The sequence below is a fragment of the Tianweitania sp. genome (assembly GCF_032053605.1).
Classification (GTDB): domain Bacteria; phylum Pseudomonadota; class Alphaproteobacteria; order Rhizobiales; family Rhizobiaceae; genus Tianweitania.
Genome location: NZ_DAMBUH010000017.1, coordinates 16694 through 43329, shown reverse-complemented (window position 1 = coordinate 43329; position 26636 = coordinate 16694). Strand labels below are relative to the sequence as shown.

25 protein-coding genes, 1 tRNA gene and 2 pseudogenes are annotated in these 26636 nt (G+C 59.9%); 3 read left to right on the top strand and 25 right to left on the bottom strand.

Translation table 11 applies throughout. From position 1 onward, the window contains the following. Positions 1 to 87: 87 nt before the first annotated feature. Positions 88 to 172, bottom strand: a tRNA-Leu gene (locus RTX98_RS06445). Between the two features lie 207 nt (positions 173 to 379). Here RTX98_RS06445 and lipB point away from each other — a divergent pair. Continuing rightward, positions 380 to 1189 carry a lipoyl(octanoyl) transferase LipB gene (lipB, locus tag RTX98_RS06440; RefSeq protein ID WP_312795410.1) on the top strand — a complete coding sequence of 270 codons (810 nt, stop codon included), beginning with the start codon at positions 380 to 382 and terminating at the stop codon, positions 1187 to 1189. Between the two features lie 90 nt (positions 1190 to 1279). Here lipB and RTX98_RS06435 read toward each other — a convergent pair. The 24 genes and pseudogenes from RTX98_RS06435 to RTX98_RS06320 form a co-directional block, all read right to left on the bottom strand. Next, positions 1280 to 1861 (bottom strand): annotated as a pseudogene (locus tag RTX98_RS06435) (ABC transporter ATP-binding protein); the annotation flags it as partial. Then, positions 1861 to 3087 carry a lipoprotein-releasing ABC transporter permease subunit gene (locus RTX98_RS06430; protein WP_312795421.1) on the bottom strand — a complete coding sequence of 409 codons (1227 nt, stop codon included), beginning with the start codon at positions 3085 to 3087 and terminating at the stop codon, positions 1861 to 1863. The gene RTX98_RS06430 and the pseudogene RTX98_RS06435, both read right to left, overlap by 1 nt. 68 nt (positions 3088 to 3155) lie before the next feature. Then, positions 3156 to 4484 carry a proline--tRNA ligase gene (proS, locus tag RTX98_RS06425; RefSeq protein ID WP_312795420.1) on the bottom strand — a complete coding sequence of 443 codons (1329 nt, stop codon included), beginning with the start codon at positions 4482 to 4484 and terminating at the stop codon, positions 3156 to 3158. A 401-nt stretch (positions 4485 to 4885) separates the two neighbouring features. After that, complete coding sequence (locus RTX98_RS06420) at positions 4886 to 5161, bottom strand: DUF1467 family protein (RefSeq protein ID WP_312795409.1); 276 nt, start codon at positions 5159 to 5161, stop codon at positions 4886 to 4888. A 12-nt stretch (positions 5162 to 5173) separates the two neighbouring features. After that, the gene (gene mce, locus RTX98_RS06415; RefSeq protein ID WP_312795408.1) at positions 5174 to 5578 is read right to left on the bottom strand and encodes a methylmalonyl-CoA epimerase; all 405 of its coding nucleotides are present in this window, start codon (positions 5576 to 5578) and stop codon (positions 5174 to 5176) included. 21 nt (positions 5579 to 5599) lie between these two features. Then, on the bottom strand, positions 5600 to 7270 hold the full coding sequence (locus tag RTX98_RS06410) for a ribonuclease J (protein ID WP_312795405.1): 1671 nt from the start codon (positions 7268 to 7270) through the stop codon (positions 5600 to 5602). Between the two features lie 10 nt (positions 7271 to 7280). Next, on the bottom strand, positions 7281 to 8108 hold the full coding sequence (locus RTX98_RS06405) for a biotin--[acetyl-CoA-carboxylase] ligase (RefSeq protein ID WP_312795404.1): 828 nt from the start codon (positions 8106 to 8108) through the stop codon (positions 7281 to 7283). Between the two features lie 3 nt (positions 8109 to 8111). Beyond that, positions 8112 to 9551, bottom strand: coding sequence for an NADH-quinone oxidoreductase subunit NuoN (gene nuoN / locus RTX98_RS06400; RefSeq protein ID WP_312795402.1), 1440 nt, complete (start codon positions 9549 to 9551; stop codon positions 8112 to 8114). Positions 9552 to 9565: 14 nt separating this feature from the next. After that, a complete protein-coding gene (locus RTX98_RS06395) occupies positions 9566 to 11074 on the bottom strand; it encodes an NADH-quinone oxidoreductase subunit M (RefSeq protein ID WP_312795401.1) in 1509 nt (502 codons plus the stop codon). Then, complete coding sequence (gene nuoL / locus RTX98_RS06390) at positions 11074 to 13062, bottom strand: NADH-quinone oxidoreductase subunit L (protein WP_312795400.1); 1989 nt, start codon at positions 13060 to 13062, stop codon at positions 11074 to 11076. Before nuoL ends, RTX98_RS06395 begins: the two co-directional genes overlap by 1 nt. Before the next feature lie 10 nt (positions 13063 to 13072). Continuing rightward, a complete protein-coding gene (nuoK, locus tag RTX98_RS06385) occupies positions 13073 to 13381 on the bottom strand; it encodes an NADH-quinone oxidoreductase subunit NuoK (protein ID WP_189501589.1) in 309 nt (102 codons plus the stop codon). 2 nt (positions 13382 to 13383) lie between these two features. Continuing rightward, the gene (locus tag RTX98_RS06380) at positions 13384 to 14004 is read right to left on the bottom strand and encodes an NADH-quinone oxidoreductase subunit J (protein WP_312795399.1); all 621 of its coding nucleotides are present in this window, start codon (positions 14002 to 14004) and stop codon (positions 13384 to 13386) included. Positions 14005 to 14172: 168 nt separating this feature from the next. Then, positions 14173 to 14664, bottom strand: a complete 492-nt coding sequence (gene nuoI / locus RTX98_RS06375) for an NADH-quinone oxidoreductase subunit NuoI (protein ID WP_189501587.1) — start codon at positions 14662 to 14664, stop codon at positions 14173 to 14175. A gap of 2 nt (positions 14665 to 14666) precedes the next feature. Beyond that, positions 14667 to 14858, bottom strand: coding sequence for a hypothetical protein (locus RTX98_RS06370; RefSeq protein WP_312795397.1), 192 nt, complete (start codon positions 14856 to 14858; stop codon positions 14667 to 14669). Further along, positions 14858 to 15904, bottom strand: coding sequence for an NADH-quinone oxidoreductase subunit NuoH (gene nuoH, locus RTX98_RS06365; protein ID WP_189503215.1), 1047 nt, complete (start codon positions 15902 to 15904; stop codon positions 14858 to 14860). The genes RTX98_RS06370 and nuoH overlap by 1 nt, the downstream gene beginning before the upstream one ends. Positions 15905 to 15913: 9 nt before the next feature. Then, positions 15914 to 17998, bottom strand: coding sequence for an NADH-quinone oxidoreductase subunit NuoG (gene nuoG, locus RTX98_RS06360; protein ID WP_312795393.1), 2085 nt, complete (start codon positions 17996 to 17998; stop codon positions 15914 to 15916). 52 nt (positions 17999 to 18050) lie between these two features. Continuing rightward, positions 18051 to 18497: a hypothetical protein gene (locus tag RTX98_RS06355; RefSeq protein ID WP_312795391.1), complete on the bottom strand. Its 447-nt coding sequence runs from the start codon at positions 18495 to 18497 to the stop codon at positions 18051 to 18053. Positions 18498 to 18505: 8 nt separating this feature from the next. Then, positions 18506 to 19810 (bottom strand): NADH-quinone oxidoreductase subunit NuoF, encoded by a 1305-nt coding sequence (nuoF, locus tag RTX98_RS06350; protein ID WP_312795390.1) that lies wholly within the window; start codon positions 19808 to 19810, stop codon positions 18506 to 18508. Next, entirely contained in the window at positions 19810 to 20883 is a 1074-nt protein-coding gene (gene nuoE / locus RTX98_RS06345; protein WP_312795389.1) for an NADH-quinone oxidoreductase subunit NuoE, read from the bottom strand. The genes nuoF and nuoE overlap by 1 nt, the downstream gene beginning before the upstream one ends. A 1-nt stretch (position 20884) precedes the next feature. Next, positions 20885 to 22075, bottom strand: coding sequence for an NADH-quinone oxidoreductase subunit D (locus RTX98_RS06340; protein ID WP_312795387.1), 1191 nt, complete (start codon positions 22073 to 22075; stop codon positions 20885 to 20887). A 9-nt stretch (positions 22076 to 22084) separates the two neighbouring features. Beyond that, positions 22085 to 22690 carry an NADH-quinone oxidoreductase subunit C gene (locus RTX98_RS06335; RefSeq protein ID WP_312795385.1) on the bottom strand — a complete coding sequence of 202 codons (606 nt, stop codon included), beginning with the start codon at positions 22688 to 22690 and terminating at the stop codon, positions 22085 to 22087. Between the two features lie 4 nt (positions 22691 to 22694). Then, on the bottom strand, positions 22695 to 23288 hold the full coding sequence (locus RTX98_RS06330) for a NuoB/complex I 20 kDa subunit family protein (protein WP_189501579.1): 594 nt from the start codon (positions 23286 to 23288) through the stop codon (positions 22695 to 22697). Continuing rightward, positions 23279 to 23644 carry an NADH-quinone oxidoreductase subunit A gene (locus RTX98_RS06325; protein WP_189501578.1) on the bottom strand — a complete coding sequence of 122 codons (366 nt, stop codon included), beginning with the start codon at positions 23642 to 23644 and terminating at the stop codon, positions 23279 to 23281. Before RTX98_RS06325 ends, RTX98_RS06330 begins: the two co-directional genes overlap by 10 nt. A 210-nt stretch (positions 23645 to 23854) precedes the next feature. Beyond that, the gene (locus tag RTX98_RS06320; RefSeq protein ID WP_312795382.1) at positions 23855 to 24160 is read right to left on the bottom strand and encodes a hypothetical protein; all 306 of its coding nucleotides are present in this window, start codon (positions 24158 to 24160) and stop codon (positions 23855 to 23857) included. A 214-nt stretch (positions 24161 to 24374) separates the two neighbouring features. Here RTX98_RS06320 and RTX98_RS06315 point away from each other — a divergent pair, with 214 nt between their 5' ends. After that, complete coding sequence (locus RTX98_RS06315; RefSeq protein WP_312795380.1) at positions 24375 to 25985, top strand: ABC transporter substrate-binding protein; 1611 nt, start codon at positions 24375 to 24377, stop codon at positions 25983 to 25985. Positions 25986 to 26036: 51 nt separating this feature from the next. Beyond that, a pseudogene (locus tag RTX98_RS06310) lies at positions 26037 to 26636 on the top strand (ABC transporter permease); the annotation flags it as partial.

Sequence of the window (26636 nt, the reverse complement as noted above, 5' to 3'; positions counted from 1 at the left end):
GGATGGCGACCTGCCCCACCTCAGCGAATCCCCAAACCCCTGTATTTGGATACAGCCTTTAATGTTTGGGATCGCTCTTGGAGCGAATGGTGCGGTCGAGAAGACTCGAACTTCCACGCCTTGCGGCACAGCGACCTCAACGCTGCGCGTCTACCAATTCCGCCACGACCGCACGTGGTAGATCCGGTCGTTGACCGGCTCCGGGCATCTAGCAAATGGGTTTGGGGGGCACAAGTCCGAAACCGCGGAATAATCGCGTTCGAACACTTTTTCACAAGGATGCAGGTTGCCTAGCGAAGGTCTATATGAAGCGGGGCGATCAGCGCATGGATCGTTGCCGCTGTCCGTCGTCAAACCAAGCTCCCGGAAGCCTGCCTCAATGTCCACGCGTGATCAACTTGACACCGCCTTCCTGCCGCAGCTGGGTTCACCCGCAGTGGAATGGCGCGTCGAGCCCGGCCTGACCTCCTACCCTGATGCTCTGGCGGTCATGGAAGAGCGCGCGGCTGCGATTCGGGAGGGACGCGCTGGCGAGATGATCTGGCTTGTGGAGCACCCGCCCCTTTACACCGCCGGTACAAGCGCGGTGTCGACGGACCTTCTCCAACCCGACCGCTTTCCCGTATTCCAAGCCGGACGGGGGGGCGAATATACCTATCATGGGCCGGGTCAGCGCGTCGCTTACGTGATGCTCGACCTCAAGCGCCGTCGCGAGGATGTGCGTGCCTTTGTTGCTGCGCTGGAGGCCTGGATCATTGGGACGCTCGACCGGTTCAACATTCGCGGAGAACGCCGAGACGATCGCGTCGGTGTTTGGGTGGTGCGTCCGGATCGGCCGCCGCTGGCGGATGGCTCGCCTGCCGAAGACAAGATCGCGGCGATCGGGATACGGCTACGCCGCTGGGTGAGCTTTCACGGCGTTGCCATCAATGTCGAACCGGAACTCGGCCACTTCTCCGGCATCGTGCCCTGCGGGATCAGCGGCTATGGCGTGACCAGCCTTGTGGATCTCGGGCTGCCGGTCACGATGGCTGATCTGGATGAAGCCCTGAAGTCGGCCTTCATCGAAGTCTTCGCGAACGTCGCCTCAGATGGCGCCGATCCAGAAGGCAGCGCCCACGAGAAAGGCACTGATGGAAACAAGGGAGAACACGTCCTGGAACATCTCGGTCATGGCTTAGCTCCTTGATCTAAGTATGTACCTTTTTTGTTCCATTTTTGTTCAATTTGCAAGTGTTCTCCATCCGTTCCCCCGCTATCCTCCTGACAGGGTGAACGGTCGTACAAGCGCTTCCATCGCATCGAAGACATAAGATGCGGTGACGGGATCGAGGTTGCCGGTCGGCTCATCGGCAAGAAGTACGAGCGGCGCGTTGGCGACGGCGCGGGCGATCGCAACGCGCTGTTGCTCGCCGCCCGACAGCTCGGCCGGGCGGTGATGGGCACGCTTGCCGATCTTCATGTAGTCCAGCAGCTGCGCAGCGCGGTTCTTCGCTTCCTTGGGCGCAAGGCCCTTGATCAGCTGCGGCATGGCGATGTTCTCCAGCGCCGAGAACTCCGGCAGGAGATGGTGAAACTGATAAACGAAGCCGACATCGTTGCGGCGGATCGCCGTGCGCTGTTCATCGCTCATCTTACCGCACTGTCGCCCGGCAAGAACAACCTCGCCGGCATCCGGCCGCTCAAGCAAGCCGGCCGTATGCAAGAGAGTCGACTTCCCCGTTCCAGAGGGCGCCACGAGCGCGACCATCTCACCGCGATGGAGCACGAACTCCGCACCGTTGAGGATGGTAAGCTTCTTTTCGCCCTGTACGTAATGACGCTCGACGCGCTTGAGCGCGAGTACGACTTCAGCAGCCATTATTCGTACCTCAGGGCCTCGACCGGGTCGAGCCGAGCAGCGCGCCAAGCCGGGAACAGCGTTGCCAAGAAAGACAGAACAAGCGCCATGGCGACCACCGAAACGGTCTCACGCATGTTCATCTCAGCCGGCAGCTGCGACAGGAAGTAAAGCTCGGGGTTGAATAAGGTCGTTCCCGAAAGCCAAGAGAAGAAGGCGCGGATACGCTCCACGTTGAGGCAAACCACGACGCCGAGGATGACGCCGGCGATTGTACCGGTCACGCCGATTGCCGAGCCCGTCATCAGGAAGATGCGCATCACAGCGCCGCGGCTGGCACCCATGGTTCGCAGGATCGCGATGTCGCGGCCTTTATCCTTCACCAGCATGATCAGGCCGGAAATGATGTTAAGCGCCGCCACCAGCACGATCAGCGTCAGGATCATGAACATAACGTTGCGCTCGACTTCGAGTGCCGAGAAGAAGGTCTGGTTGCGCAGCCGCCAATCGGTCAGCACGAGCTGACGCTGTGCGGCATCCTCGATCGGCACTTTCAGTGCATCGACATTGTCGGGATTGTCGACATAGATCTCGATGGTCTGCGCCAGACCCTCGACATTGAAGTAGAGCTGCGCTTCCGACAGGGGCATGAAGATGATGGACGCATCGTATTCCGACATGCCGACCTCGAAGATGGCCTTGATCGGATAGGTCTTCTGGCGCGCTGTCACGCCGAAGGGCGTCACGTCACCTTCAGGCGAAATCAGCTGCAGCCCATCACCCAGACTGACGCCCAGGCTCTCTGCCATGCGGGTGCCGATAGCGATACCTTCCCCGGTGTCAAAACCTTCCAGCGTACCCTGCTTGATGTTGCTGGCGACAAGCTGAACCTTTGCGAGATCTTCGCCGCGAATGCCGCGCACCAGCGCGCCGGTGCCGGCACCCACCTTGCCGGAAGCCAGCACCTGGCCCTCGACCAGAGGCAGCGCGTATTTTACGCCGCCGACGCCCTCGATCCGGCGGGCGACCTCTGAATAATCATCCAGCGGGCGATCGATCGGCTGCATGATGAGGTGGCCGTTGACGCCAAGGATGCGGCTCATCAACTCCGTGCGAAAGCCATTCATCACCGCCATGACGATGATCAGCGTCGCAACGCCCAGCATGATGCCGGCAAAGGAGAAGGAAGCGATCACCGAGATGAAGGCTTCCTTGCGCCGGGCACGCAGATAGCGCCAGGCGACCATGCGCTCGAACACCGAAAAGGGTCCGGCACCAGCCGGCAAAGGGTTGGCTGCCGGCGCGGGTTGCTTGCTCAAGCCTTTGTCTCCAGGGACGCTTTCAATTCAGCAATCGTCTTCACGTCGCGTTCGCCTGTCGCACGACGCTTTACCTCAACGGTGCCTTCAGCCACGCCGCGCGGTCCAACGATGACCTGCCGGGGAATGCCGATGAGATCGGCCGTCGCGAACTTTCCGCCGGCGCGCTGATCAGTGTCGTCAACAAGCACGTCGAACCCAGCCGCTTCATGGGCAGTTTCCAGCTCGGCGCAAACGCGGTCACATTCCGAGTCGCCAGCCTTCATGTTGATGATCACGACATCAAACGGCGCAACGCCTTCGGGCCAGATGATGCCGTTCTCGTCGTGGCTGGCTTCGATGATCGCCGCGATCAGGCGCGACGGGCCGATGCCGTAGGAACCCATCGAGACGAAGTGATCCTTGCCGTCCGGTCCCTGAACCTTGGCGCCCATCGGCTCTGAATATTTCTGACCGAAGTGGAAGATGTGGCCAACCTCGATGCCGCGAGCGGCCAGCTGCTCGCCAGCGGGCACGGCATTCCAGGCCTCTTCATCATGCATTTCGTCGGTCGCGGCATATGGCGTCGTCCAGTCCTGCACGATACTTGCGATCGCCGCGTCATCCGAGAAGTCCGTGTCGGCGCCGGGGACGGCCATGCCGAGATAATCCCGATGGCAGAACACACCACTTTCGCCGGTGTCCGCCAGGATAATGAACTCGTGGCTGAGATCACCGCCGATTGGGCCAGTATCGGCCTTCATTGGAATCGCCTTCATGCCAACCCGGGAGAAGGTGCGCAGATAGGCAACGAACATCCGGTAATAGGCGGCCTTCGCGCTCTCGAAATCCATGTCGAAGGAGTAAGCGTCCTTCATCAGAAATTCGCGCGAGCGCATGACGCCGAAGCGCGGCCGCACCTCGTCGCGATACTTCCACTGAATATGGTAGAGGTTGAGCGGCAGGTCCTTGTAGGAACGGACATAGGACCGGAAGATGTCGGTGACCATTTCCTCATTGGTCGGCCCGTAAAGCATGTCGCGGTCGTGGCGATCCTTGATGCGCAGCATTTCCTTGCCGTAGGCATCGTAGCGACCGCTTTCGCGCCAAAGGTCAGCCGACTGGACCGTCGGCATCATGATTTCCAGAGCGCCGGCACGGTTCTGTTCTTCGCGGATGATGGCGCAGACCTTGTCCAGCACGCGCTTGCCGAGCGGCAGCCAGGTGAAACTGCCCTGCCCTTGCTGGCGGATCATGCCGGCGCGCAGCATCAAGCGATGCGACACGATCTCCGCCTCGCGCGGCGTTTCCTTAAGGATGGGAAGGAAGTAGCGCGACAGACGCATGGTGAAATCCGTGAAATAGGTGCGGCCGGAATCGGCACGTATGGGCTGTAACTCGGCTCGCTTCATAGCCATTTCATGGCAGCTTGGAAACCCGAGCAAGGCCCTGCGGTTCAAAGCGGAAAGCTTGAAGCCAGCTGCGCAGTTTTTGTGCAATGCAGCACAAGCTGTAGGCGTTCGTGTAAGATTCTTCGTGACAACTTTATGTCAGACAGTTAAGGTCAATCGTACAACAGCGGGAATGAAGAAAAACATTTCATTCTCCGAACGCGGTCAAGTCTTGGGAGGATGCGATCTAGGCGCGGTCACTCGCAGCCGCCGGAATACGGAAATGATCGGACGCGTATCTTGGATGCAGGGCTCAATGCCCTGCATTTTTTTTTGCCTATAATGATGTCAGAAGGTTAGCGGGCGAGGTTCTGGGGAACCATCAACGGGATATCGTCAAAGCTATAGCCCAGACCGTGCGTTAGCCAATAGAAGCCGCCGACGATGATGGATGCGACGAGCGTCGTGCCAATAATGGCCCTCAACATATGCGGCCCACGCGGCGCACTGGCTGGCGTGCCCAAAGTCACCGCATTATCGTCATCTTGGGTGCGCACGCCAAAAGGCAGTACGGCAAACAGGGTCAGCCACCACACCACGAAGTAGATTGCGACAAACGAGATCCAGCTCATCAGGATCTTTCCTTAAATCTGTTCAAGCTCGACCAGCGTGCCTTGGAAATCCTTGGGATGCAGGAACAGGACTGGCTTCCCATGAGCACCAGTCTTCGGCTCCCCGTCGCCGAGGATCCGCATACCTGACGCTTTTAGCTGATCGCGCGCTGCGATGATGTCGGCAACTTCATAGCAAACATGATGCATGCCGCCTGCGGGATTCTTTTGTAGAAATCCGGCGATCGAAGAGTTCTCACCCAAGGGTTCAAGAAGCTCGATCTTCGTATTGCCGACGTCGATGAAGACAACCGTGACGCCGTGCTCAGGGAGAGCGTGAGGCTCGGTCACCTTGGCGCCCAGCGTGTTGCGATAGACTGCCGACGCCGCGTCAAGATCCGGCACAGCTATAGCGACATGATTGAGACGTCCGAGCATCCTGTCCTCCCTTGGCGGCCCTCAGCGTGTGACGAAGACCGTCACAATCGGTTTCTTGCCCCATACTTCGTTGGCGGAAGAACGGACCGCGCGACGCACGGCTTCCGAAACCAGGTCCAAGTCCTTGCGACGCTGACGTGGGATGCTGTCGAAAGCGCCAATCGCGGCATCGAGCAGAACTTCCTCGAACTCGTCACCACGACCATTGGACTCAGGCAGACCGATCGCCACGAGATCCGGATCGCCAGCCAGTTCATAACGATCATCAAGCACGACATTCACGGCCACATGGCCGGCGAAGGAAAGCTTACGGCGATCGCGCACGCCTGTCGCGACTTCGTCGCCGATCAACCGACCGTCTTTCAGCACACGACCAATCGGAACCTGGTCGATGATCTTCGACGGACCGGGCGCCAGACGAACCATGTCACCATTGCGAACTTTCGGAACATCGGTCACGCCGCAGTCACGGGCCAATTGCGCATGGCCCATGAGGTGGGCAGCCTCGCCATGCACGGGGACCGCGATCTGCGGCTTTACCCATTCATACATCCGGCGCAACTCGCTGCGACGTGGATGCCCGGAGACGTGAACCAGCGCATCACTGTCTTCGACAATCCGCACGCCCTGCTCGATCAACAGATTCTTGGTTTCAAGGATCGGCTTTTCGTTGCCGGGAATGGTTCGCGACGAGTAGATCACGATATCACCCGGCGAGAGCGCGACGTTGCGGAACTCATCACGTGCAAGCTTGGCGAGAGCAGCCCGCGGCTCACCCTGGCTGCCGGTGCACAGGATCACAACCTTGTCGCGGGGAATGTAGCCATAGTCTTCTTCGCCAATGAAAGGCGGAAGGCCTTCGAGGTAGCCGAGGTCGGATGCAACATCGATAACGCGCTTCAAGGAGCGACCGAGCACCAGAACCTGGCGATCGGTCGCAAGCGCTGCTTCCGCAACCGACTTGATGCGGCCAACATTGGACGAGAAGGTCGTGATCGCCACGCGACCGGGCGCCTTCTCGATGACGCCGCGAATGCCCTCACCCACCGCTTCTTCAGACGGCGACTCCCCCTCACGCAGCGCATTGGTCGAATCGCAGATCAGCGCTGCGACGCCCTTCTGGCCAAGTTCGCGGAAGCGGTTCTCGTCGATCAGCGGCGGCAGGGTCGGTGCGGGATCGATCTTCCAATCGCCCGTGTGGATGACGGTGCCGACCGGAGTGGTGATCGCGAGCGATACCGGCTCGGGAATAGAGTGCGTGACGCCGATCGCCTCGATCGAGAACGGGCCAACCTCGAAGGTCGAACCGGCCTTGTAAATCTCCACCGGGACCTTCAGCGACTTGGCTTCGGCCGCGCGCTTGGCTTCCAGCAAACCGGCGCTGAACGGCGTCATCCAGACCGGCGCTTTCAAGCGCGGCCAAAGATCAAGCAGTGCACCGTAGTGATCTTCATGCGCATGCGTAATGATAATGCCGCGCAGGTCGTCAAGCCGCTCCTCGATGAAGCGTATATCGGGCAGAACGAGATCGACACCGGGCAAGTCCGGACCAGGAAAGGTCACGCCGACATCGATGACGATCCATTCGCGCGCATTCGGCGGTCCAAAGCCATAAAGCGCGAAGTTCATGCCGATTTCGCCGACGCCTCCAAGAGGCACAAAGACCAGTTCCGCGTTGTTCTCGTCAGCCAATGTCTATCCTTTATGAAGCAGACGCCGAAGCGACAGCCCCGAAATGTACGTCACCCGCCGCAATTTGCGTCAGGCTGCCGTCGTTCAGACGGATTACGAAGCGGCAATCCTCATCGATCGTTTCGAATGTGCCGCGCAGAACCGCGCCGTCAAGCCGCACAGCCACATCGCCGCCTAGGCCAGCCGCGCGATCCAGCCAGCGATCGCGGATGGCGGACAAGCCGCGTCCTTCGTCCCACAGAGCAACATTGCTCGCCCATGCACCACTTAAAGACGTGAAAAGGGCTTCAGCGGACAGATCGGAGCCCAATGCCTGCAGCGATGTTGCGGGATAAGGGAGGTCGCTCGGATGAGCGACGACATTGACGCCGATACCTACCGCGACGGCAAAGCGCCCGTTTGGCAGAAAGGTCGATTCGAGCAGGATGCCGGCCAGCTTTGCGCCATCGGCCAAGACATCGTTCGGCCACTTCAAGGCGAAGCGGCTGCCGTCCTTCGTTCCACCAGCATCAGCAGCGACTGACAGACTGGCGCCGGGTATGGCTGCTTGCAGGGCATCAGATAGCGACAGGCCGGCAACAAAGCCGAGCGTCGCGGCGCGTTTGGGATCATGGCTGCCTACGATCAGGAGCGTCGCCGCTAAATTTCCGACGGGCGTTTCCCAAGCGCGTCCGCGGCGACCACGTCCACTCTCCTGCTTTAGCGCGCAAATCCAGAGATTGCCCGCGTCACCACCCGTCGCACGCTCCAGCGCAAGGGCGTTCGTGGAACCGACCGTATGATGGCCCTCCACGCGATACCCTTGCTTCAATGCCTCCGACGCGAGTTGAAACACCATCCCTTAGAAGAAGGACTTGGCTGCGGCCTGCGCCATGTTGCCCAGCGGGCCGCCGATCAACACGTAAAGCAGCGTAAAGGCAGCTGAAACAGCGAGAACGAGACGCAACTCGCCGGCAACCGGAACGAAACTCCCGACGGGCTCATCGAACCACATGATCTTGATGAGGCGCAGGTAGTAATAAGCACCTACCACCGAAGCCAGAACGCCGATCACCGATAGAGCGTAAAGACCCGAGTTGATGGCAGCCAGGAAGACGTACCACTTGGCCCAGAAACCGGCGAGCGGCGGGATACCAGCCAAGGAGAACATCATGATGGTCAGCACCAGCGCCATCAGCGGGTGGGTCGTGGACAGGCCAGCAAGATCGTCGATGTTCTCGACGTTGCCTTCCTTGCGACGCATCGCCAGGATGACGGCGAAAGTGCCGAGCGTCATGGCGAGATAGATCGTCATGTAAAGAACGACGCCGCGGACACCCGTCTCGGAATTTGCAGCCAGACCGACAAGCGCGAAGCCCATATGGCCGATCGAGGAATAGGCCATGAGGCGCTTGATGTTGCGCTGCCCGATAGCCGCGAACGAGCCGAGCAGCATGGAGGCGATCGAGATGAAGACGATGATCTGCTGCCAGTCCGGCGCGATCGGCGCGAAGGCTTCCATGGTCACCCGCACGGTCAGCGCCATTGCGGCCATCTTCGGACCTGCTGCCATGAAGGCCGTGATCGGCGTCGGCGCGCCTTCATAAACGTCCGGTGTCCACATATGGAAAGGCACAGCAGAGATCTTGAACGCCAAGCCGGCGAGGACGAACACCAGACCGAACACCAGGCCAAGCTGACGCTCCGAACCCGTCAGAGCCGCCGCGATCTCATTGAAGCCGGTGTGGCCGGTGTAACCGTAGACCAGCGAAATGCCGTAAAGCAGCATGCCGGAGGAAAGCGCACCAAGCACGAAGTACTTGAGGCCGGCTTCCGTGGAACGCAGGCTGTCGCGGTTGAAAGCGGCCAAAACGTAGATCGCCAGGGATTGCAGCTCGAGGCCGAGATAAAGGCCAAGCATGTCGTTGGCGGTGATCATCAGCATCATGCCGAGCGTGCACAACACGATCAGCACAGGGAATTCGAACTTGTCGAAGCGCTCGTCCTTGGCAAAGCCGACAGACATGAACAGCGTCACCGCCGAACCGATCAGTGCCAGGCTCTTCATGAAGCGACCGAACGCGTCCTGAACGATGGCACCGCCGAAGGCAACGCCGTCACGCCCGAAGAACCACATCCACAGCAATGCAGCCACCAGAACGGCGACGCTAAGCCCGGTCACGAGCCTGTTGGCTCGCCGTTCTCCGCTGAATACGCCGATCATCAGAAGCAGTACCCCGCCGACGGCGAGGATCAGTTCCGGGCCAAGCAGCGAAAGGCTTGTGGAAAGAGCCGTAGTCATTGCTGCGGACGTCCTTACTTCGCGAGCGAGGCGGTATCAGCCGCGCCCGTCGCCTGAGAAATATGAGAGATCAATGCGTCCACCGAGGCGGTCGTCACGTCGAAGACCGGAGCCGGATATACGCCGAAGAAGATGGTAAGCACCACCAAAGGATAGATCACGGCCTTTTCGCGCGTCGACAGGTCCAGCATCGACTTCAGGCTTTCCTTGGTCAAAGCGCCGAAGATGATGCGACGGTAGAGCCAGAGCGCATAAGCCGCCGACAGGATGACGCCCGTTGCCGCGAAGAAGGCGACCCAGGTGTTGGAGCGGAAAGCGCCCATCATGGTCAGGAACTCACCGACGAAGCCGCTGGTGCCCGGCAGGCCGACATTGCCCATGGTGAAGATCAGGAACACGACGGCATAGTTCGGCATGTTGTGAACCAGACCGCCATAGGCCGAGATTTCACGGGTATGCAGACGATCGTAAACAACACCGACGCACAGGAACAGCGCACCGGAAACGAGGCCGTGGGACAGCATCTGGAAGATCGCGCCCTGCACGCCCTCGGCGTTCATCGCAAAGATGCCCATCGTCACGAAGCCCATATGCGCCACGGACGAATAGGCGATCAGCTTCTTCATGTCCTCCTGCATCAAAGCGACCAGCGAGGTGTAGATGATCGCTACGACCGAAAGCGTGAACACGAAGGGCGCGAAGTAGTCGGATGCGTCCGGGAACATGGGCAGGGAGAAGCGCAGGAAGCCATAGCCGCCCATCTTCAGCAGGATGCCTGCCAAGAGCACGGAACCAGCAGTCGGCGCTTCGACGTGCGCATCGGGCAACCAGGTATGAACCGGCCACATCGGCATCTTAACTGCGAAAGACGCGAAGAAGGCAATCCATAGCCAATACTGCATGCTCTCGGGGAAATCATGCGTCATCAGAGTCGGGATGTCGGTTGTGCCCGCCTGCCAGAACATGGCCATCACGGCGAGCAGCATCAGCACCGAGCCGAGCAACGTATAAAGGAAGAACTTGAAGCTCGCATAGACGCGGCGCTTGCCGCCCCAAACACCGATGATGATGAACATCGGGATCAGGCTTGCTTCGAAGAACACGTAGAACAACACGATGTCGAGTGCACAGAACACGCCGATGACCATCGTTTCCAGGATCAGAAACGCGATCATGTATTCCTTGACGCGCTTCTCGATCGAAACCCAGCTTGCGGCAATGCAGAGCGGCATGAGGAAGGTCGTCAGGATCACGAACAGCATGGAAATGCCGTCAACGCCCATGTGGTAGGAAATGCCGGAGTCCAGCCAGTCCGTCTTTTCCACCATCTGGAAGCCGGCCTGGCTGTTGTCGAAGCCGATCCAGATCAAAAGCGACAGGACGAAGGTGAACACCGTCGTCAGCAGGGCGACGTTGCGGATGTTGCGTCGTGCGCTCGCACCGTCGTCACGGATCAGGAAGATCAGGAACGCGCCAACGAGCGGGAGGAACGTGACCGTCGAAAGGATTGGCCAGTCAGTCATCAGAAGCTGTTCCCCAGCATCATCCAGGTGACCAGCGCGGCGATGCCGATCAGCATTACAAAGGCATAGTGGTAGAGGTAGCCGGTCTGCAGACGCACCACGCCGCGGGTGACATCGGTGACCCGCGCAGCGATGCCATCCGGTCCAAGACCATCAATGACGCGGCCATCACCCTGCTTCCACAGGAAGCGGCCGATCCGCATGGCGGGACGCACGAACAGGAAATCGTAGAGTTCGTCGAAGTACCACTTGTTGAGCAGGAACTGGTACAGGCCATGGTGCTGAGCAGCCAAGCGCTTCGGCGTTTCCGGCGAACGGATATAGAACTGGTAGGCCAGCAGGAAGCCGACGAGCATCGCAATGAACGGCGACAGCTTCACCCACAGCGGCACATGGTGGAAGTGCTCGAGGATCTCGTTTTCAGGCAGGGTGAACAAAGCGCCCTTCCAGAATTCATTATACTCGTGGCCAACGAAGTAGCCTTCGAACAGCACACCGGCGAGCAAGGCACCAACCGCCAGGATGAAGAGTGGCACGAGCATGACCGGCGGCGATTCATGCACATGGTGCATCACGTCAGCCGAAGCGCGTGGCTTGCCGTGGAAAGTCATGAAAATCAAACGCCAGGAATAGAAGCTGGTGAACACAGCTGCGATAACCAGCATGATAAAGGCATAGCCCGTGACCGGATTATGGGCGGCGAACGACCCTTCGATGATCGCGTCCTTCGAGAAGAAGCCGGCCGTACCTATCATCGTGGTCGGGATGCCGACGCCAGTAAGCGCGATCGTGCCGATCACCATCATCCAGTAGGTGGTCGGGATCAGCTTACGCAGGCCGCCCATTCGGCGCATGTCCTGCTCGTCCGACACGGCGTGGATCACCGAGCCCGAACCCAGGAACAACAGCGCCTTGAAGAAGGCATGCGTGAAGAGGTGGAAAACGGCGGCCCCATAGAAGCCGGTTCCGAGTGCAACAAACATGTAACCGAGCTGCGAGCAGGTCGAGTAGGCGATCACGCGCTTGATGTCGTTCTGCACGAGACCGACGGTTGCAGCAAAGATGGCCGTTGTTGCGCCGATGAAGGTCACGACGGTCAACGCAGTATGGCTGTGTTCGAACACAGGCGACATGCGCGCCAGCATGAACACGCCGGCCGTCACCATAGTTGCCGCGTGGATCAGCGCCGACACAGGTGTCGGGCCTTCCATGGCATCCGGAAGCCAAGTGTGCAGCGGCACCTGGGCAGACTTACCCATCGCTCCAAGGAAAAGGAGCAAGCAGACGATGGTCAGCGCCGAAGCAGGAGCCAGTGCGTAGCCGAGGAAATTGAGGGCGACCTGCCCTTCCGTGGCAGCGCCTTCAGCCGGGATGAAGGTCGCGGCATTGGCGAAGATCGTGTCGAAGTTGACGGAGCCGAACAGAACGAACAAGCCGAAGATGCCAAGCAGGAATCCAAAGTCACCAACGCGGTTGACGATGAACGCCTTCATGGCCGCAGCGCTGGCCGACGGCTTCTTATACCAGAAGCCGATCAGCAGGTACGATGCCAAGCCGACGCCTTCCCAGCCAAAGAACATCTGGATCAGATTGTCCGACGTTACCAGCATCAGCATGGCGAAGGTGAAGAGCGACAAATAGGCGAAGAAGCGTGGCCGATGCGGATCGTGGTGCATATAGCCGATTGAATAGATGTGCACCAAAGCGGACACCGTGTTCACCACGATCAGCATGACGGCGGTCAGCGTGTCGATGCGCAGCGCCCAGGACACGTCGATGCCGCCGGCCTGGATGAAGCGCAAAACCGGAACGGTGAAGGCTTCGGTGTGACCGAGAGCGACCGTGAAGAAGGCGATCCACGACAGAACCGCTGACACGACCAGGAAGCCGGACGTTACGAACTCGGACGCCTTTGCCCCGATCGACCGGCCAAACAGGCCGGCAATCAGAAAGCCGAGGAGCGGGAGAAAAACAATGGCCTGATACATGGCGCTGCCGTCAGCCCCTCATCGCATTAACGTCTTCAACCGCGATGGAGCCGCGATTGCGATAGAAGACCACAAGGATCGCAAGACCGATGGCCGCTTCAGCCGCCGCCACCGTCAGGACGAACAGGGCGAACACCTGCCCCACCAGATCGCCGAGCACGCTCGAAAAGGCGACGAAGTTCAGGTTGACGGCGAGCAGGATCAGCTCGACCGACATCAGGATGACGATGATGTTCTTGCGGTTCAGAAAGATGCCGAACACGCCGAGCGTGAACAGAACGGCCGAAACGGTCAGGAAGTGGGAAATGCCTACTTGCATGGTCAGATACCCTTACCCGTCTCGACCTTCTTGATCTCAATGGCGGTTGCCGGCGTGCGAGCCACCTGAGCCGCGACCGACTGACGGCGCACATTCGGCTTGTGGCGCAGCGTCAGAACGATCGCGCCGATCATGGCAACCAGCAGGATCAAGCCGGCGATTTGGAAGTAGTGGACGTAATGCGTGTAAAGGATGTCACCCAGCGCGGCCGTGTTGCTGCGTACCGCCAGATCCGGCGTCGGCATGGTCGCGTTTGCAGCGAGCTCCGGCGTGAAGGCATAACCACCCGCAACGACGATCAACTCTGCTGCCAGCACGATCCCGACCAGCGCTCCGATCGGTGCATATTGCAGAGATCCGCTCTTCAACGCTGCGAAGTCGACGTCGAGCATCATCACGACGAACAGGAAGAGCACCGCCACTGCGCCGACATAAACGACCAGCAGAATCATCGCCAGGAACTCGGCGCCCGTCAGAAGGAAGAGGCCGGCCGCGTTGAAGAAGGTGAGGATCAGGAAAAGAACCGAATGAACGGGATTCTTCGCCGCGATCACCATGAAGGCAGACGCCACGACGACGAACGCGAAAAGATAGAAAAAGGCCGCCTCTATACCGGTCAGCATGGGTATCCTCGGTTCTCGGCGCCGTGTTCTTGAAACACGACTTGCAGGCAACCTACCCCCTCGGGCGGATGCCAGCTCCTCTTAATTTGCGTTCCGCGAAAGGGAAAGAAACAATCGCGGTTTGGCTATTCCAGGCTGTGAAGACGCGACCTGCGTCTTCACTCGATATCAGCGATACGGCGCGTCGAGCTGGATGTTGCGCGCAAGTTCGCGCTCCCAGCGGTCGCCGTTGGCCAGCAGCTTGTCCTTGTCGTAGTAAAGTTCTTCGCGGGTTTCGGTCGCGAACTCAAAGTTCGGCCCTTCCACGATCGCATCCACCGGGCAGGCTTCCTGGCAGAAACCGCAATAGATGCACTTCACCATGTCGATGTCGTAGCGCACGGTGCGGCGCGTGCCATCGTTGCGGCGCGGGCCGGCCTCGATCGTGATGGCCTGAGCCGGGCAAATCGCTTCGCACAGCTTGCAGGCGATGCAGCGTTCTTCGCCGTTGGGATAACGCCGCAAAGCGTGCTCGCCACGGAAGCGCGGGCTTACCGGCCCTTTTTCGTGCGGGTAGTTAATCGTATGCTTGGGTGCAAAGAACTGCCGCATCGAAAGGCCGAACGCCTTTACGAATTCGATCAACAGCAGAGACTTTGCGGCCTGGGCCAAGGCGGACATCATCAGTCTCCAAACAAGGCAGGCGCGATGAACCAGCCCGCAACAGGAAGAACAATCAGTTGAATCAAGGCACTTACGTGCAATGCCTTGCGTGTTTCATCCAGATCGACGCGACGGCTGAGCGCAAAGCTGAACGCCGCAAAACCAAGCGCGATCACAAAGCCTACCAAAGCGCCGATCACGGGCAGCGACATCACGCCAGCCCCGTGATCTTGAGAAAGGCCGCTGTGATCACGACCATTGCGAGCGATATGGGCAGGAAGATCTTCCAACCCAGGCGCATCAGCTGGTCATAGCGGTAGCGCGGAACGAATGCCTTTACCATCGCGAACATGAAGAAGACGAAGCAGAGCTTCAGTACGAACCAGATCACACCTGGCACCCAGGTAAAGGGCGCGAAGTCGAAAGGCGGCAGCCATCCACCAAGGAAGAGGATGGTGGTGAGCGCGCACATCAAGACGATCGCGACATACTCGCCGAGGAAGAAGAGCAGGAACGGCGTCGAGGAATATTCGATCATGTGACCGGCGACGAGTTCCGACTCGGCTTCAACCAGATCGAACGGCGGGCGGTTGGTTTCAGCCAGTGCCGAAATGAAGAAGATGATGAACATCGGGAACAGCGCCAACCAGTTCCAGTCCAGGAACGTGTTGGGGAGCCCCAGCATCGTGCCGAGCCCGGTATGCTGCGACAGAACGATGTCCGTAAGGTTCAGCGAGCCGACAGTCAGCAGGACGGTGACAATCACGAAGCCGATCGAGACTTCGTAGGACACCATCTGTGCTGCCGAACGCAGCGCGCCGAGGAACGGGTACTTCGAGTTCGATGCCCAGCCGCCCATGATCACGCCGTAGACTTCGAGCGAGGTGATCGCGAAGATATAAAGAACGCCGACATTGATACTGGCGACAGCCCAGCCCTCGTTGACCGGGATTACGGCCCAGGCAGCAATAGCAAGAACGGCGGATACCATAGGGGCAAGGAGGAAGACCGCCTTGTTGGCGCCGGACGGAATAACCGGCTCCTTGAAGACGAACTTCAACAGATCGGCGAAGGCCTGCAGCGTACCCCAGGGACCAACCACGTTCGGGCCGCGGCGCAGCTGAACGGCGGCCCAGATCTTGCGGTCGGCATAAAGCAGGTAGGCGACGCCCACGAGCAGGATCACCACCAGAACCAGCGACTGGATCAGGATGAGAAGCGGCGGCCAGACATAGACCCAGAAGAAGGAAGTTTCCATCGCCATCTCTTATTCCGCTGCCTGCTGGAAGCCGCTCTGCGCAAGCGAAGAGCATTCGGCCATGACAGCAGAGGCACGGGCAATCGGGTTGGTGAGGTAGAAGTCCTTCACCGGAGAAACGAAAGCGCCACGATCAAACGAGCCACCCAGGTCGGCCAAGGCCGAGAGACCTGCCGGATCAGCTGGTACGATCTCATCGACTTCCGCAAAGTGCGGGAACTCGGCAACGAGCTTGGCGCGGAGCTGAGCCAGAGAGTCAAACGGCAGCTTCTTGCCGAGTACGTCGGACAGAGCGCGCAGGATGGCCCAGTCCTCCTTGGCTTCGCCCGGCGCAAAGCCAGCGCGATTAGCCAACTGAACGCGGCCTTCGGTGTTCACGAACAGACCGGACTTTTCCGTATAGGTCGCGCCAGGAAGAATGACGTCCGCGCGGTGGGCGCCGGCATCGCCATGGCTGCCGATATAGACGGTAAAGGTGTCCGCACCGATCTGGTTCATGTCGAACTCATCGGCACCCAGCAGGAAGAGCACGTCGAGCGCACCCATCATCTGGGCAACCGACTTGCCGTTCGAGCCCGGCACGAAGCCGATATCGAGACCGCCGACGCGCCCTGCCGCCGTATGAAGCACCGCAAAGCCGTTCCAGCCTTCAGCAACGGCGCCGACCGACTGGGCGAGCTTTGCTGCAGCCGAGAGAACAGCCGAACCATCGGCACGCGCCAAAGCGCCCTGCCCTACGATGACCAGCGGACGCTCGGCCTTGTTCAGGACATCGAGGAAGTCGAGCTTGCCATCCGACAGCTGGGTCAGCGTGTCCGTGCCGGCACCGAGCATCTCGTAGTCGTAACGCAGATCGCCCATGTCGCCGATCACGCCGATCGGCATACCCTTCTGACGCCAGGCCTTGCGAATGCGCGCATTCAGCACCGATGCTTCAAAGCGCGGGTTGGCGCCGATGATCAGAACCGCGTCGGCCTGTTCAATGCCATCGATGGTCGGGTTGAAGATGTAGCTTGCGCGACCATGCGCCGGATCGAGCGTAGAACCATCCTGGCGGCAGTCGATGTTGGTTGAGCCGAGCGAGCCCATCAGGCTCTTCAGCGCGTACATCTCTTCAACCGTGGCAAGATCGCCGGCGATCGCGCCGATGCGGTCACCTGCCTGGCCGGCCACAGCCGTCTTCACGGCTGCAAAGGCTTCGGCCCAGTTGGCTGGCTGCAAGCGGCCGTTGCGGCGGATGTAGGGACGATCGAGGCGCTGCGTGCGCAGGCCATCCCACACGAAGCGAGTCTTGTCGGAGATCCACTCCTCATTCACTTCGTCATTCACGCGCGGCATGATGCGCATGACTTCGCGGCCTCGCGTATCGACACGGATGGCCGAACCGACGGCATCCATCACGTCGATCGACTCAGTCTTCGACAGTTCCCACGGACGCGCCTGGAAGGCGTAGGGGCGCGAGGTCAGTGCGCCGACCGGGCAGAGATCGATGACATTGCCCTGCAATTCGGACGTCATCGCCTGTTCAAGGTAGGTCGTGATCTCGGCATCTTCGCCGCGGCCAATCAGGCCGAGTTCGGAGATGCCGGCAACTTCAGTGGTGAAGCGGACGCAACGCGTGCAGTGGATGCAGCGCGTCATGATCGTCTTCACGAGCGGGCCGATATATTTGTCTTCAACCGCGCGCTTGTTCTCGCCATAACGCGAAGCATCGACGCCGAAGGCCATGGCCTGGTCCTGCAGATCGCACTCGCCGCCCTGATCGCAGATCGGGCAATCCAGCGGGTGGTTGATCAGCAGGAATTCCATCACGCCTTCGCGGGCCTTCTTGACCATCGGCGTGTTGGTAAACATTTCCGGCACTTCGCCGTTCGGACCCGGGCGCAGATCCTTGACGCCCATGGCGCAAGAGGCCTGCGGCTTGGGCGGTCCGCCCTTCACCTCGACCAGGCACATGCGGCAGTTTCCAGCGATCGACAACCGCTCATGGAAACAGAAACGCGGCACCTCGGCACCCGCCTCCTCCGCTGCCTGAAGCAGCGTGTAGTGGTCGGGTACCTCTATTTCTTTCCCGTCGACCTTGAGCTTCGCCATGATCTGCCAATTCCCTTGGATCGTGGACGAGGTGCCCGCCGATCCATCCTACCTAGTTACCTGCCGCAAGCCGCGAGGCTTGTGCGATCCAGTTGTCCCGACCAATACGGTCCTCAATGCCGAGGCTCTGTTCCAAGCCGGCAACGTCATCATCGTTCAACGCGGCGACTTGCGCATAAGTCGCAATGCCGCGCTTGTTCAGCACCTGCTCCAGCTTCGGACCGATGCCGCTGATCTTCTTGAGATCATCCGAGATCTTCGGTTCCGCCGCACCATTTTGGTGGGATGCAGGCTCAGCAGCGGCATTTGATTCAGCATCCTGAGCCGGCTTCTGCGCCTGTTCCATCAGCCGTGCAACCGAGCCCATCCATAGGCCCATCGCCTGCGTCATCATGCTCATGCCGAGCATCGAAGCAGCCGTCATGCTTGCAGCCGACTTCGCGGCGAGGTCTAGGACCTCTCCGGAAGACTGGCCGAACATGGCGCCTTGCTTCGTCATCTTGCCCCTTACTCCGCAGCAACCAGCACTGGCTGGACGCGATGCGCGTTGTAGGAGAACTCGTCGATCCGGCGTTCGATTTCCGGCCGGAAGTTGCGGATCAAGCCCTGGATCGGCCAAGCAGCAGCGTCGCCGAGCGCGCAGATCGTATGGCCTTCCACCTGCTTGGTCACGTCGAGCAGCATGTCGATCTCGCGCTTCTGCGCTTCGCCACGCACCAAGCGTTCCATAACGCGCCACATCCAGCCGGTGCCCTCGCGGCATGGCGTGCACTGGCCACAGCTCTCATGCTTGAAGAAGTAGGACAAGCGCGCGATCGCCTTAACGATATCGGTCGACTTGTCCATGACGATCACGGCTGCCGTGCCGAAGGAAGACTTGCGTTCGCGCAGACCGTCGAAGTCCATCGGGCAATCGATGATGTCTTCCGCCTTCACGACCGGGCAGGAAGCGCCGCCGGGAATGACCGCCAGCAAATTGTCCCAACCGCCGCGAATGCCGCCGCCGTGCTTCTCCACAAGCTCGCGGAAAGAAATGCCCATTTCCTCTTCGACCGTACAGGGCGTGTTGACGTGCCCAACCAGCATGAACAGCTTCGTGCCGACATTGTTCGGCCGACCGATAGACGAAAACCAGCCGGCGCCGCGGCGCAGGATGGTCGGCGCAACGGCAATCGATTCGACATTGTTGACGGTCGTTGGGCAGCCATACAGGCCCATATTCGCCGGGAATGGCGGCTTTAGGCGCGGCTGGCCCTTCTTGCCTTCCAGGCTCTCGAGCAAGGCCGTTTCCTCGCCGCAGATGTAAGCACCTGCACCGTGGTGAACGTAGATCTCGAAATCGTAGCCGTTCTTGTTGTTCTTGCCGATGAAGCCCATCTCATAGGCTTCATTGATCGCGCGCTGCAGCGCTTCGCGCTCGCGGATGAACTCGCCGCGCACATAGATGTAAGCGGCCGTTGCGCCCATCGCAAAGCCGGCAATCAGGCAACCTTCCACGAGGGTATGCGGATCATGGCGCAGGATCTCACGATCCTTGCAGGTTCCTGGCTCAGACTCGTCGGCATTGACCACGAGGTAGGATGGACGGCCTTCCGTGTTCTTGGGCATGAAGGACCACTTCAAACCCGTCGGGAAGCCGGCGCCGCCGCGACCGCGCAGGCCGGATGCCTTCATTTCGTTGATGATCCAGTCGCGACCCTTCGCGATGATCTCGTCCGTTCCGTCCCACAATCCACGCGCCATTGCGCCCTGGATGGACTGGTCGAAACGGCCATAGATATTGGTGAAGATGCGGTCTTTATCTGCGAGCATCAGCTTGCCTCACCGTCTTTGCTGCCCGGCTTGCCTGCAGCGTCAGCATCCGGATTACCGGCCTGATCCTTACCGGCACTCGTTGCACTTGCGTCGGAAGCAGCTTCACCCTTGGCGTCAGCGCCAACCGGCTCGCCCTTGTGCAGTTCGGGAGCCTTGAGCCCCTGGTCGCCTTCCTTGTCAGCGCCGCTCTGGCGTTGCTTTGCTTCCCCTTCAACCGAAGGCTCAGCCTTGTTTGCTTCAGCAACGTTGCCGGCTGGCGCCTCGACGCTCTCTGCGCTTTCGGCAGCAGGGCTCGCCTTTTCAGGCGATGGCGACTTGATAGCCGGGTTGGTTTCAGGAGCGTCCGTCTTCGGACGCGCGGCCTGCGAGGGAGGCGTCGCCGTTTCGCCGGTCGCCGTTGCAGCGTCCGCCGACCAGGCCTGCTTGCGCTTTTCACGCCACTCGCGGGCATTGTCCTGGATCGCCTGCTCGTCGGTCAACGAGGTGAAGCCGGAAGCCGGTGCGGAATAGAAGCGATCCGTCTGCGGACCGGGTTGCGGCGGATTGCCGGCCTCGAACTCGTCGATGATCTCAGCGAGACGCTCTGGCGTCAGGTCTTCATAAGTGTCCTTGAACACCATGACCATGGGCGCGTTTACGCAAGCACCGAGGCACTCAACCTCTTCCCAGGAAAGCGTGCCGCTTTCATTGGTGTGGAACTGGTCGTGGTGGATCTTGGAGCGGCAGACATCCATCAGTTCGCCTGCGCCGCGCACCATGCAAGGTGTCGTTCCGCAAACCTGAACGTGGGCTTTCGTGCCAACCGGCTTCAGCTGATATTGCGTGTAGAAGGTCGCCACTTCGAGAACGCGAATATAGGGCATACCCAGCATATCGGCGATCGTCTCGATGGCGGCTTTCGAAACCCAGCCTTCCTGTTCCTGCGCGCGCATGAGCAGCGGGATCACGGCCGACTGCTGCCGGCCCTCCGGGTATTTTGCAATAGCGAGGTCAGCCCAAGCAGCGTTTTCTGCGTTGAAGGCGAAGCTGGCTGGTTGAACGGTGGGCTCTGCAAGGCGACGAACGGACATTTTAGCGGTCGACCTCACCAAACACGATATCGAGCGAACCCAGTACGGCGCTCACGTCGGCCAGAAGATGGCCCCTGCACATGAAATCCATTGCCGAAAGATGCGCAAAACCCGGTGCGCGCAATTTGCAGCGATACGGCTTGTTGGTGCCATCCGACACGAGGTACACGCCGAACTCGCCCTTCGGCGCTTCAACGGCTGCATAGACCTCGCCCGCAGGCACCTTGTAGCCCTCGGTATAAAGCTTGAAGTGATGGATCAGCGCTTCCATCGAGCGCTTCATCGCAGCACGCTTAGGCGGCACGACCTTGCCATCGATGTTCGATACCGGCCCGACCCTCTCGGCTCCGAGAAGACGATCGATGCACTGACGCATGATGCGCGCCGACTGGCGCATCTCTTCCATGCGGATAAGATAACGGTCGAAGTTGTCGCCGTTCTTGCCGATCGGAATGTCGAATTCCATCTCGGAATAGCACTCGTAGGGCTGCGACTTGCGCAGATCCCAGGCTGCACCCGAGCCGCGCACCATCACACCCGAGAAGCCGCGTTCCCAAGCCTCGTCGAGGCTCACGATGCCGATGTCGACATTGCGTTGCTTGAAGATGCGGTTGCCCGTCATCAGGCTATCGAGATCGTCCAGCGTCTTGAGGAAAGGATCGAGCCACTTGCCCATATCCTCGATGATCTGATCGGGAATGTCCTGATGCACGCCGCCAGGACGGAAATAGGCTGCGTGCATACGCGAGCCAGAAATCCGCTCGTAGAAGGTGTTCATCTTCTCGCGCTCGACGAAGCCCCACAGCGGCGGGGTCAAGGCGCCAATATCGAGTGCCTGCGTCGTAACGTTGAGGATGTGCGACATGCAGCGGCTGAGTTCGCAGCAAAGCACGCGGATCAGCTGACCCCGCTTCGGAACCTCGATGCCCAGCAGCCGCTCAACGGCCAACGCAAAAGCGTGCTCCTGGCTCATCGGCGCGCAGTAATCGAGGCGGTCGAAGTAAGGGACGGCCTGCAGATAGGTCTTCGCCTCGATCAGCTTTTCGGTACCGCGATGCAGCAGGCCGATATGCGGATCGACGCGATCCACCACTTCGCCATCGAGCTCCAGCACAAGGCGCAAAACGCCGTGGGCCGCCGGATGCTGCGGGCCGAAGTTGATGTTGAAATTGCGGACGGATGTTTCGGGCATTTTAGCGCCTTAGTTCGCCTTCGACTTTTCGTCGCCGGGCAGCACGTAATCAGTACCTTCCCACGGAGACAGGAAGTCGAAGTTGCGGAATTCCTGCTTCAGATCGACGGGCTCATAAACCACCCGCTTGACCTCGTCGTCGTAGCGCACTTCGACGAAGCCGGTCAGCGGAAAGTCCTTGCGCAGCGGGTGCCCCTCGAAACCGTAATCGGTCAGAATGCGGCGCAGATCCGGGTGACCGGAGAAGAGGATGCCGTAAAGGTCGTAGGTCTCGCGCTCATACCAGTCCGCGCCCGGGAAAACGCTGATGATGGACGGAACCGGCGTATCCTCGTCGGTCAGAACCTTGACGCGAATGCGTTGGTTCTGGCGAGGCGACAGGAAGTGGTAGACGACATCGAAGCGTTGCGGACGCGCCGGATAATCGGCTCCGCAGACATCGAGGATCGAAATGAACTGGCACTGGGCGTCGCGCTTCAGGAAGGTCACGACTTCCACGATGGCCGAAGCCGGCACCGTGATCGTCAGTTCGCCATAAACGACGACGGCATTTTCCAGCCGGTTGCCGAGCTTTTCGCCGAGATAGGCAGCAAGATCGTTGAGAGCTTCGCTCATGGCCTCACCGCTCGATCGTGCCGGTACGGCGGATCTTCTTCTGGAGAAGAAGGATGCCGTAGAGAAGCGCTTCCGCGGTAGGCGGGCAGCCGGGCACATAGATATCCACCGGCACGATGCGATCGCAACCACGCACAACGGAATAGGAATAGTGATAATAGCCACCGCCGTTGGCGCAGGAGCCCATCGAGATGACGTAGCGCGGCTCCGGCATCTGGTCGTAGACCTTGCGCAAAGCGGGCGCCATCTTGTTGGTCAGCGTACCGGACACGATCATGATGTCCGATTGGCGCGGTGATGCGCGCGGTGCAACGCCGAAGCGCTCGCTGTCATAGCGCGGCATGGAGGTGTGGATCATCTCCACGGCACAGCAGGCCAGACCGAAGGTCATGAACATCAGCGAGCCCGAACGGGCCCAGGTGATCAGCGCCTCGGACGAGGTGAGGATGAAGCCCTTGTCGGCGAGTTCGTCGTTGATCTCGCCGAAAAACGGATCATTCGCACCAACCGGCTTGCCGGTGTTAGGATCGATGATGCCGCGCGGCTGTGGTGCTACGAGCGTTCCCTGAGGGGTCACGGAGATCGGGCTCAATCCCATTCGAGCGCTCCCTTCTTCCATTCATAGATGAAGCCGAGCGTCAGCACGCCGAGGAACACCATCATCGACCAGAAGCCGAACATGCCGATCTGGCCAAAGGACACTGCCCAAGGGAAGAGGAACGCGACTTCGAGATCGAAGATGATGAAGAGGATCGCCACCAGATAGAAGCGGACGTCGAACTTCATGCGTGCATCGTCGAACGCATTGAAGCCGCACTCGTAAGCCGACAATTTCTCGGGATCGGGATTGCGGTAAGCAACCAGAAAGGGAGCGACCGTGAGCGCGACGCCAACCAATATGGAGACGCCGAGGAAAATCACGACCGGCAGATAGGAACTCAGTAGGGTGTCCATATACAGACCTTGGCTAGCCCAACGCTTCTTATCTATGGCGCAGCAGCTTCAAGACAAAGCGGATGCGACACAATGGGATAAGCGGCGGCATTGCTGCAACGCGGCGTGACTATCCCTTCCGCAGCCTGCTTGCAAGCCAATTAGGCGCGACGTGGCGTCAATGTGGCAAGGAAGCTGCCATAACCTATGTCAATGTTAATCATAAGCTTTTCAAAGGATCGCGGCGCATGCCAGCCACACGGCTGCCAGGATGCTCGAAAGATTTCCCCAAATTCCACCAACCTGCCCTGCGACACGCCAAACACACAGGAAGATGAAGAGGTTATAAGGAAGGGGCAGGAGAAACACCGCGAAGCCGATCCAGGCTGACGCGCCTGAACCCAGCACGATCAAGGACGCGATGGTGGTAAGCACGTTCAGCAGCGTACCGAGAATCAGCATGTCGCGGATGATGAGCACGCGCAGAGGAATTGCGCCCTCCCATCGTTGCAAGACATGGCGCTTCAAACGACGCATCGACTCGGAGCTCTCGGCATGACGCTTCTGCCGTTAACGGCGAATCGTCGAGCTGTCGCCTTTAATCCTCGTCAGAGGCAGACGGCGTGAAACGGTTAGGGCAGCGAAAGAACACCATTTTCTTCGAAGCCTGCCGGGATTAGGTTGGTTTCGCTGGCGAGGCTAATCCGCATAGCCAAGATTGCGCTGATGTCATCATGTCAAGGATGTGCCCATGCCGCCCCTTTTCCTCAATCGCCGCTCCTTTCTTGCTGGTACATCCTTTCTCTTGGCCTCGACTGCAATGCCGGCCATCAGCTTTGCCCAGGAAGCGCAAAATGGCGGCCGGCTGATCGTTGCCGCAGATTCTGAGCCGCGCAATCTGAACCCGGCGATCGTAGCCTCAAACGGCGTCTTCTTCATTGCTTCCAAGGTGATAGAGCCTTTGGTGGAGGCGTCATTCGAAGGCAAGGACGGGCTTGCTCCGCGTTTGGCAACGTCTTGGGAAGGGTCGGATGATGGGTTGAGCGTGACGTTCAAGCTGCGCGAGGGCGTGAAGTGGCATGATGGATTCCCCTTCACCTCGGCGGACGTCGCCTTCTCCGCCCTGCAGGTCTGGAAGCCGCTGCAGAACCTCGGCCGCACGATCTTCAAGGACCTAGACTCGGTGGAGACACCGGACGCGACGACCGCAATCCTTAAGTTCGCCAAGCCGACACCGTTCCAGCTCATCCGCAATGCGCTGCCGGTGGTTTCCAGCGTGGTACCCAAGCACATCTATGAGACCGGCGACATCGCAAACAATCCGGCCAACGTGCAGCTGATTGGCACCGGCCCGTTCAAATTCGCGGAGTACAAGCCGGGCGAGTATTACCGGCTGGCTCGGAACGACGATTATTGGGGCGAGAACGCGCCGCATCTCGACGAGATCATCTATCGCGTTCTGCCCGATCGTGGCGCGGCGGCGAGTGCTCTGGAAGCTGAAGAGATCCAGTTGGCTGCCTTCTCGATGGTGCCGCTCGCCGATCTCGACCGCATCAGCAAGGTCGAAGGCATCGAGGTGATCTCCAAGGGCTATGAAGCGTTGACCTATCAGTTGGTGGTGGAAATCAACCATCGCCGCAAAGAGCTTGCCGATGTGAAGGTGCGTCAGGCGATCGCGCATGCCATCGATCGCGACTTCGTGGTGAAAACGATCTTCCTCGGCTATGCGGAAGCCGCTACCGGACCCGTGCCTAAGAACGATCCTCAGTTCTACACGGCTGATGTTCCGACTTACGCGTTCGATGTCGCCAGAGCCAATGCCCTGCTGGATGAAGCCGGTTACGCTAAGGGCACTGATGGTACGCGGTTCAGCCTAAAGCTGCTGCCGGCGCCTTACTTCAACGAGACACGTCAGTTTGGCGACTACCTGCGTCAGGCGCTCGCTGCAGTCGGCATCAAAGCCGAGCTCGTCAACAACGATGCCGCTACGCATCAGAAGGCGGTTTACACCGACCATGCCTTCGATCTGGCGATTGCACCGCCCGTATTCCGTGGTGATCCGGCAATTTCGACAACCATCCTGGTGCAAAGCGGCATTCCGGACGGCGTGCCTTTCTCCAACCAGGGCGGCTACAAGAATGCCGAGCTTGATGCGCTGGTCGACAAGGCGGCGAGCGAGTTGAATGAGACGAAGCGCACCGCGCTGTACAACGACTTCCAGAAGCTTGTTGCGACGGACCTGCCGCTCATTAACGTCGCGGAATGGGGCTTCATCACGGTGTCGCGTTCCACCGTCAAGAACGTGTCCAACAATCCCCGTTGGGCCGTGTCGAACTGGGCCGATACCTGGGTCGAAGCTTGACATCGATTTGCTCTGTTCGGGATAGCGCCCGTTGAACGCTTTGGACGCGACATGAAAAGGGCTCTGCGCCTGATCCGCAGGCGGCTGATCGCCAGCATACCAGTACTGGCGATCGTTGTTCTCGGCACTTTCTTCCTGCTTGAAGCCGCACCGGGCGATGCAGTGGATGCTTATGCAACGTCCCTTGGCGGCGATGCCGGGCTCAGCGCTGACTTGCGCGCGCAGTGGGGTCTCGACCAATCGATCTGGGCGCGGCTCGGCGCTTATCTCTATGCCCTCGCCCATCTCGACCTTGGCCGCTCCGTGATCTTCTCCCGTCCCAACCTTGAAGTGATCATCGAGCGCCTGCCAAATACGCTGCTGCTGATGGGTTCTGCCACCGCCCTCTCCTTCGGGCTGGGCTCGCTGCTGGGCATCTGGGCCGGAGCGAAACCGGGCAGTCCCAGCGATCGTGTGCTGTCGATCGGTTCCCTTGCCCTTTATGCCGTGCCGGGGTTCTGGCTTGGCCTCGTGCTAATCGTGATCTTCTCGGTGCAGCTGCGCTGGCTGCCGCTCAGCGGGATCGAGACGATCGCCTCCAGCAAACAGGGTCTCGCCCGTGCCGGCGACATCGCCGTTCACCTGATTCTGCCGGTCGGCGCGCTGGGCCTG

Bases quoted from the DNA above. Each gene is read 5' to 3' on its own strand.
- lipB (WP_312795410.1), top strand. From the start codon at position 380: ATGTCCACGCGTGATCAACTTGACACCGCCTTCCTGCCGCAGCTGGGT.
- RTX98_RS06430 (WP_312795421.1), bottom strand. From the start codon at position 3,087: ATGGTCGCCTGGCGCTATCTGCGTGCCCGGCGCAAGGAAGCCTTCATC.
- proS (WP_312795420.1), bottom strand. From the start codon at position 4,484: ATGCGTCTGTCGCGCTACTTCCTTCCCATCCTTAAGGAAACGCCGCGC.
- RTX98_RS06420 (WP_312795409.1), bottom strand. From the start codon at position 5,161: ATGAGCTGGATCTCGTTTGTCGCAATCTACTTCGTGGTGTGGTGGCTG.
- mce (WP_312795408.1), bottom strand. From the start codon at position 5,578: ATGCTCGGACGTCTCAATCATGTCGCTATAGCTGTGCCGGATCTTGAC.
- RTX98_RS06405 (WP_312795404.1), bottom strand. From the start codon at position 8,108: ATGGTGTTTCAACTCGCGTCGGAGGCATTGAAGCAAGGGTATCGCGTG.
- nuoN (WP_312795402.1), bottom strand. From the start codon at position 9,551: ATGACTACGGCTCTTTCCACAAGCCTTTCGCTGCTTGGCCCGGAACTG.
- RTX98_RS06395 (WP_312795401.1), bottom strand. From the start codon at position 11,074: ATGACTGACTGGCCAATCCTTTCGACGGTCACGTTCCTCCCGCTCGTT.
- nuoL (WP_312795400.1), bottom strand. From the start codon at position 13,062: ATGTATCAGGCCATTGTTTTTCTCCCGCTCCTCGGCTTTCTGATTGCC.
- nuoK (WP_189501589.1), bottom strand. From the start codon at position 13,381: ATGCAAGTAGGCATTTCCCACTTCCTGACCGTTTCGGCCGTTCTGTTC.
- RTX98_RS06380 (WP_312795399.1), bottom strand. From the start codon at position 14,004: ATGCTGACCGGTATAGAGGCGGCCTTTTTCTATCTTTTCGCGTTCGTC.
- nuoI (WP_189501587.1), bottom strand. From the start codon at position 14,664: ATGTCCGCCTTGGCCCAGGCCGCAAAGTCTCTGCTGTTGATCGAATTC.
- RTX98_RS06370 (WP_312795397.1), bottom strand. From the start codon at position 14,858: ATGTCGCTGCCCGTGATCGGCGCTTTGGTAGGCTTTGTGATCGCGCTT.
- nuoH (WP_189503215.1), bottom strand. From the start codon at position 15,904: ATGGAAACTTCCTTCTTCTGGGTCTATGTCTGGCCGCCGCTTCTCATC.
- nuoG (WP_312795393.1), bottom strand. From the start codon at position 17,998: ATGGCGAAGCTCAAGGTCGACGGGAAAGAAATAGAGGTACCCGACCAC.
- RTX98_RS06355 (WP_312795391.1), bottom strand. From the start codon at position 18,497: ATGACGAAGCAAGGCGCCATGTTCGGCCAGTCTTCCGGAGAGGTCCTA.
- nuoF (WP_312795390.1), bottom strand. From the start codon at position 19,810: ATGCTCGCAGATAAAGACCGCATCTTCACCAATATCTATGGCCGTTTC.
- nuoE (WP_312795389.1), bottom strand. From the start codon at position 20,883: ATGTCCGTTCGTCGCCTTGCAGAGCCCACCGTTCAACCAGCCAGCTTC.
- RTX98_RS06340 (WP_312795387.1), bottom strand. From the start codon at position 22,075: ATGCCCGAAACATCCGTCCGCAATTTCAACATCAACTTCGGCCCGCAG.
- RTX98_RS06335 (WP_312795385.1), bottom strand. From the start codon at position 22,690: ATGAGCGAAGCTCTCAACGATCTTGCTGCCTATCTCGGCGAAAAGCTC.
- RTX98_RS06330 (WP_189501579.1), bottom strand. From the start codon at position 23,288: ATGGGATTGAGCCCGATCTCCGTGACCCCTCAGGGAACGCTCGTAGCA.
- RTX98_RS06325 (WP_189501578.1), bottom strand. From the start codon at position 23,644: ATGGACACCCTACTGAGTTCCTATCTGCCGGTCGTGATTTTCCTCGGC.
- RTX98_RS06320 (WP_312795382.1), bottom strand. From the start codon at position 24,160: ATGCGTCGTTTGAAGCGCCATGTCTTGCAACGATGGGAGGGCGCAATT.
- RTX98_RS06315 (WP_312795380.1), top strand. From the start codon at position 24,375: ATGCCGCCCCTTTTCCTCAATCGCCGCTCCTTTCTTGCTGGTACATCC.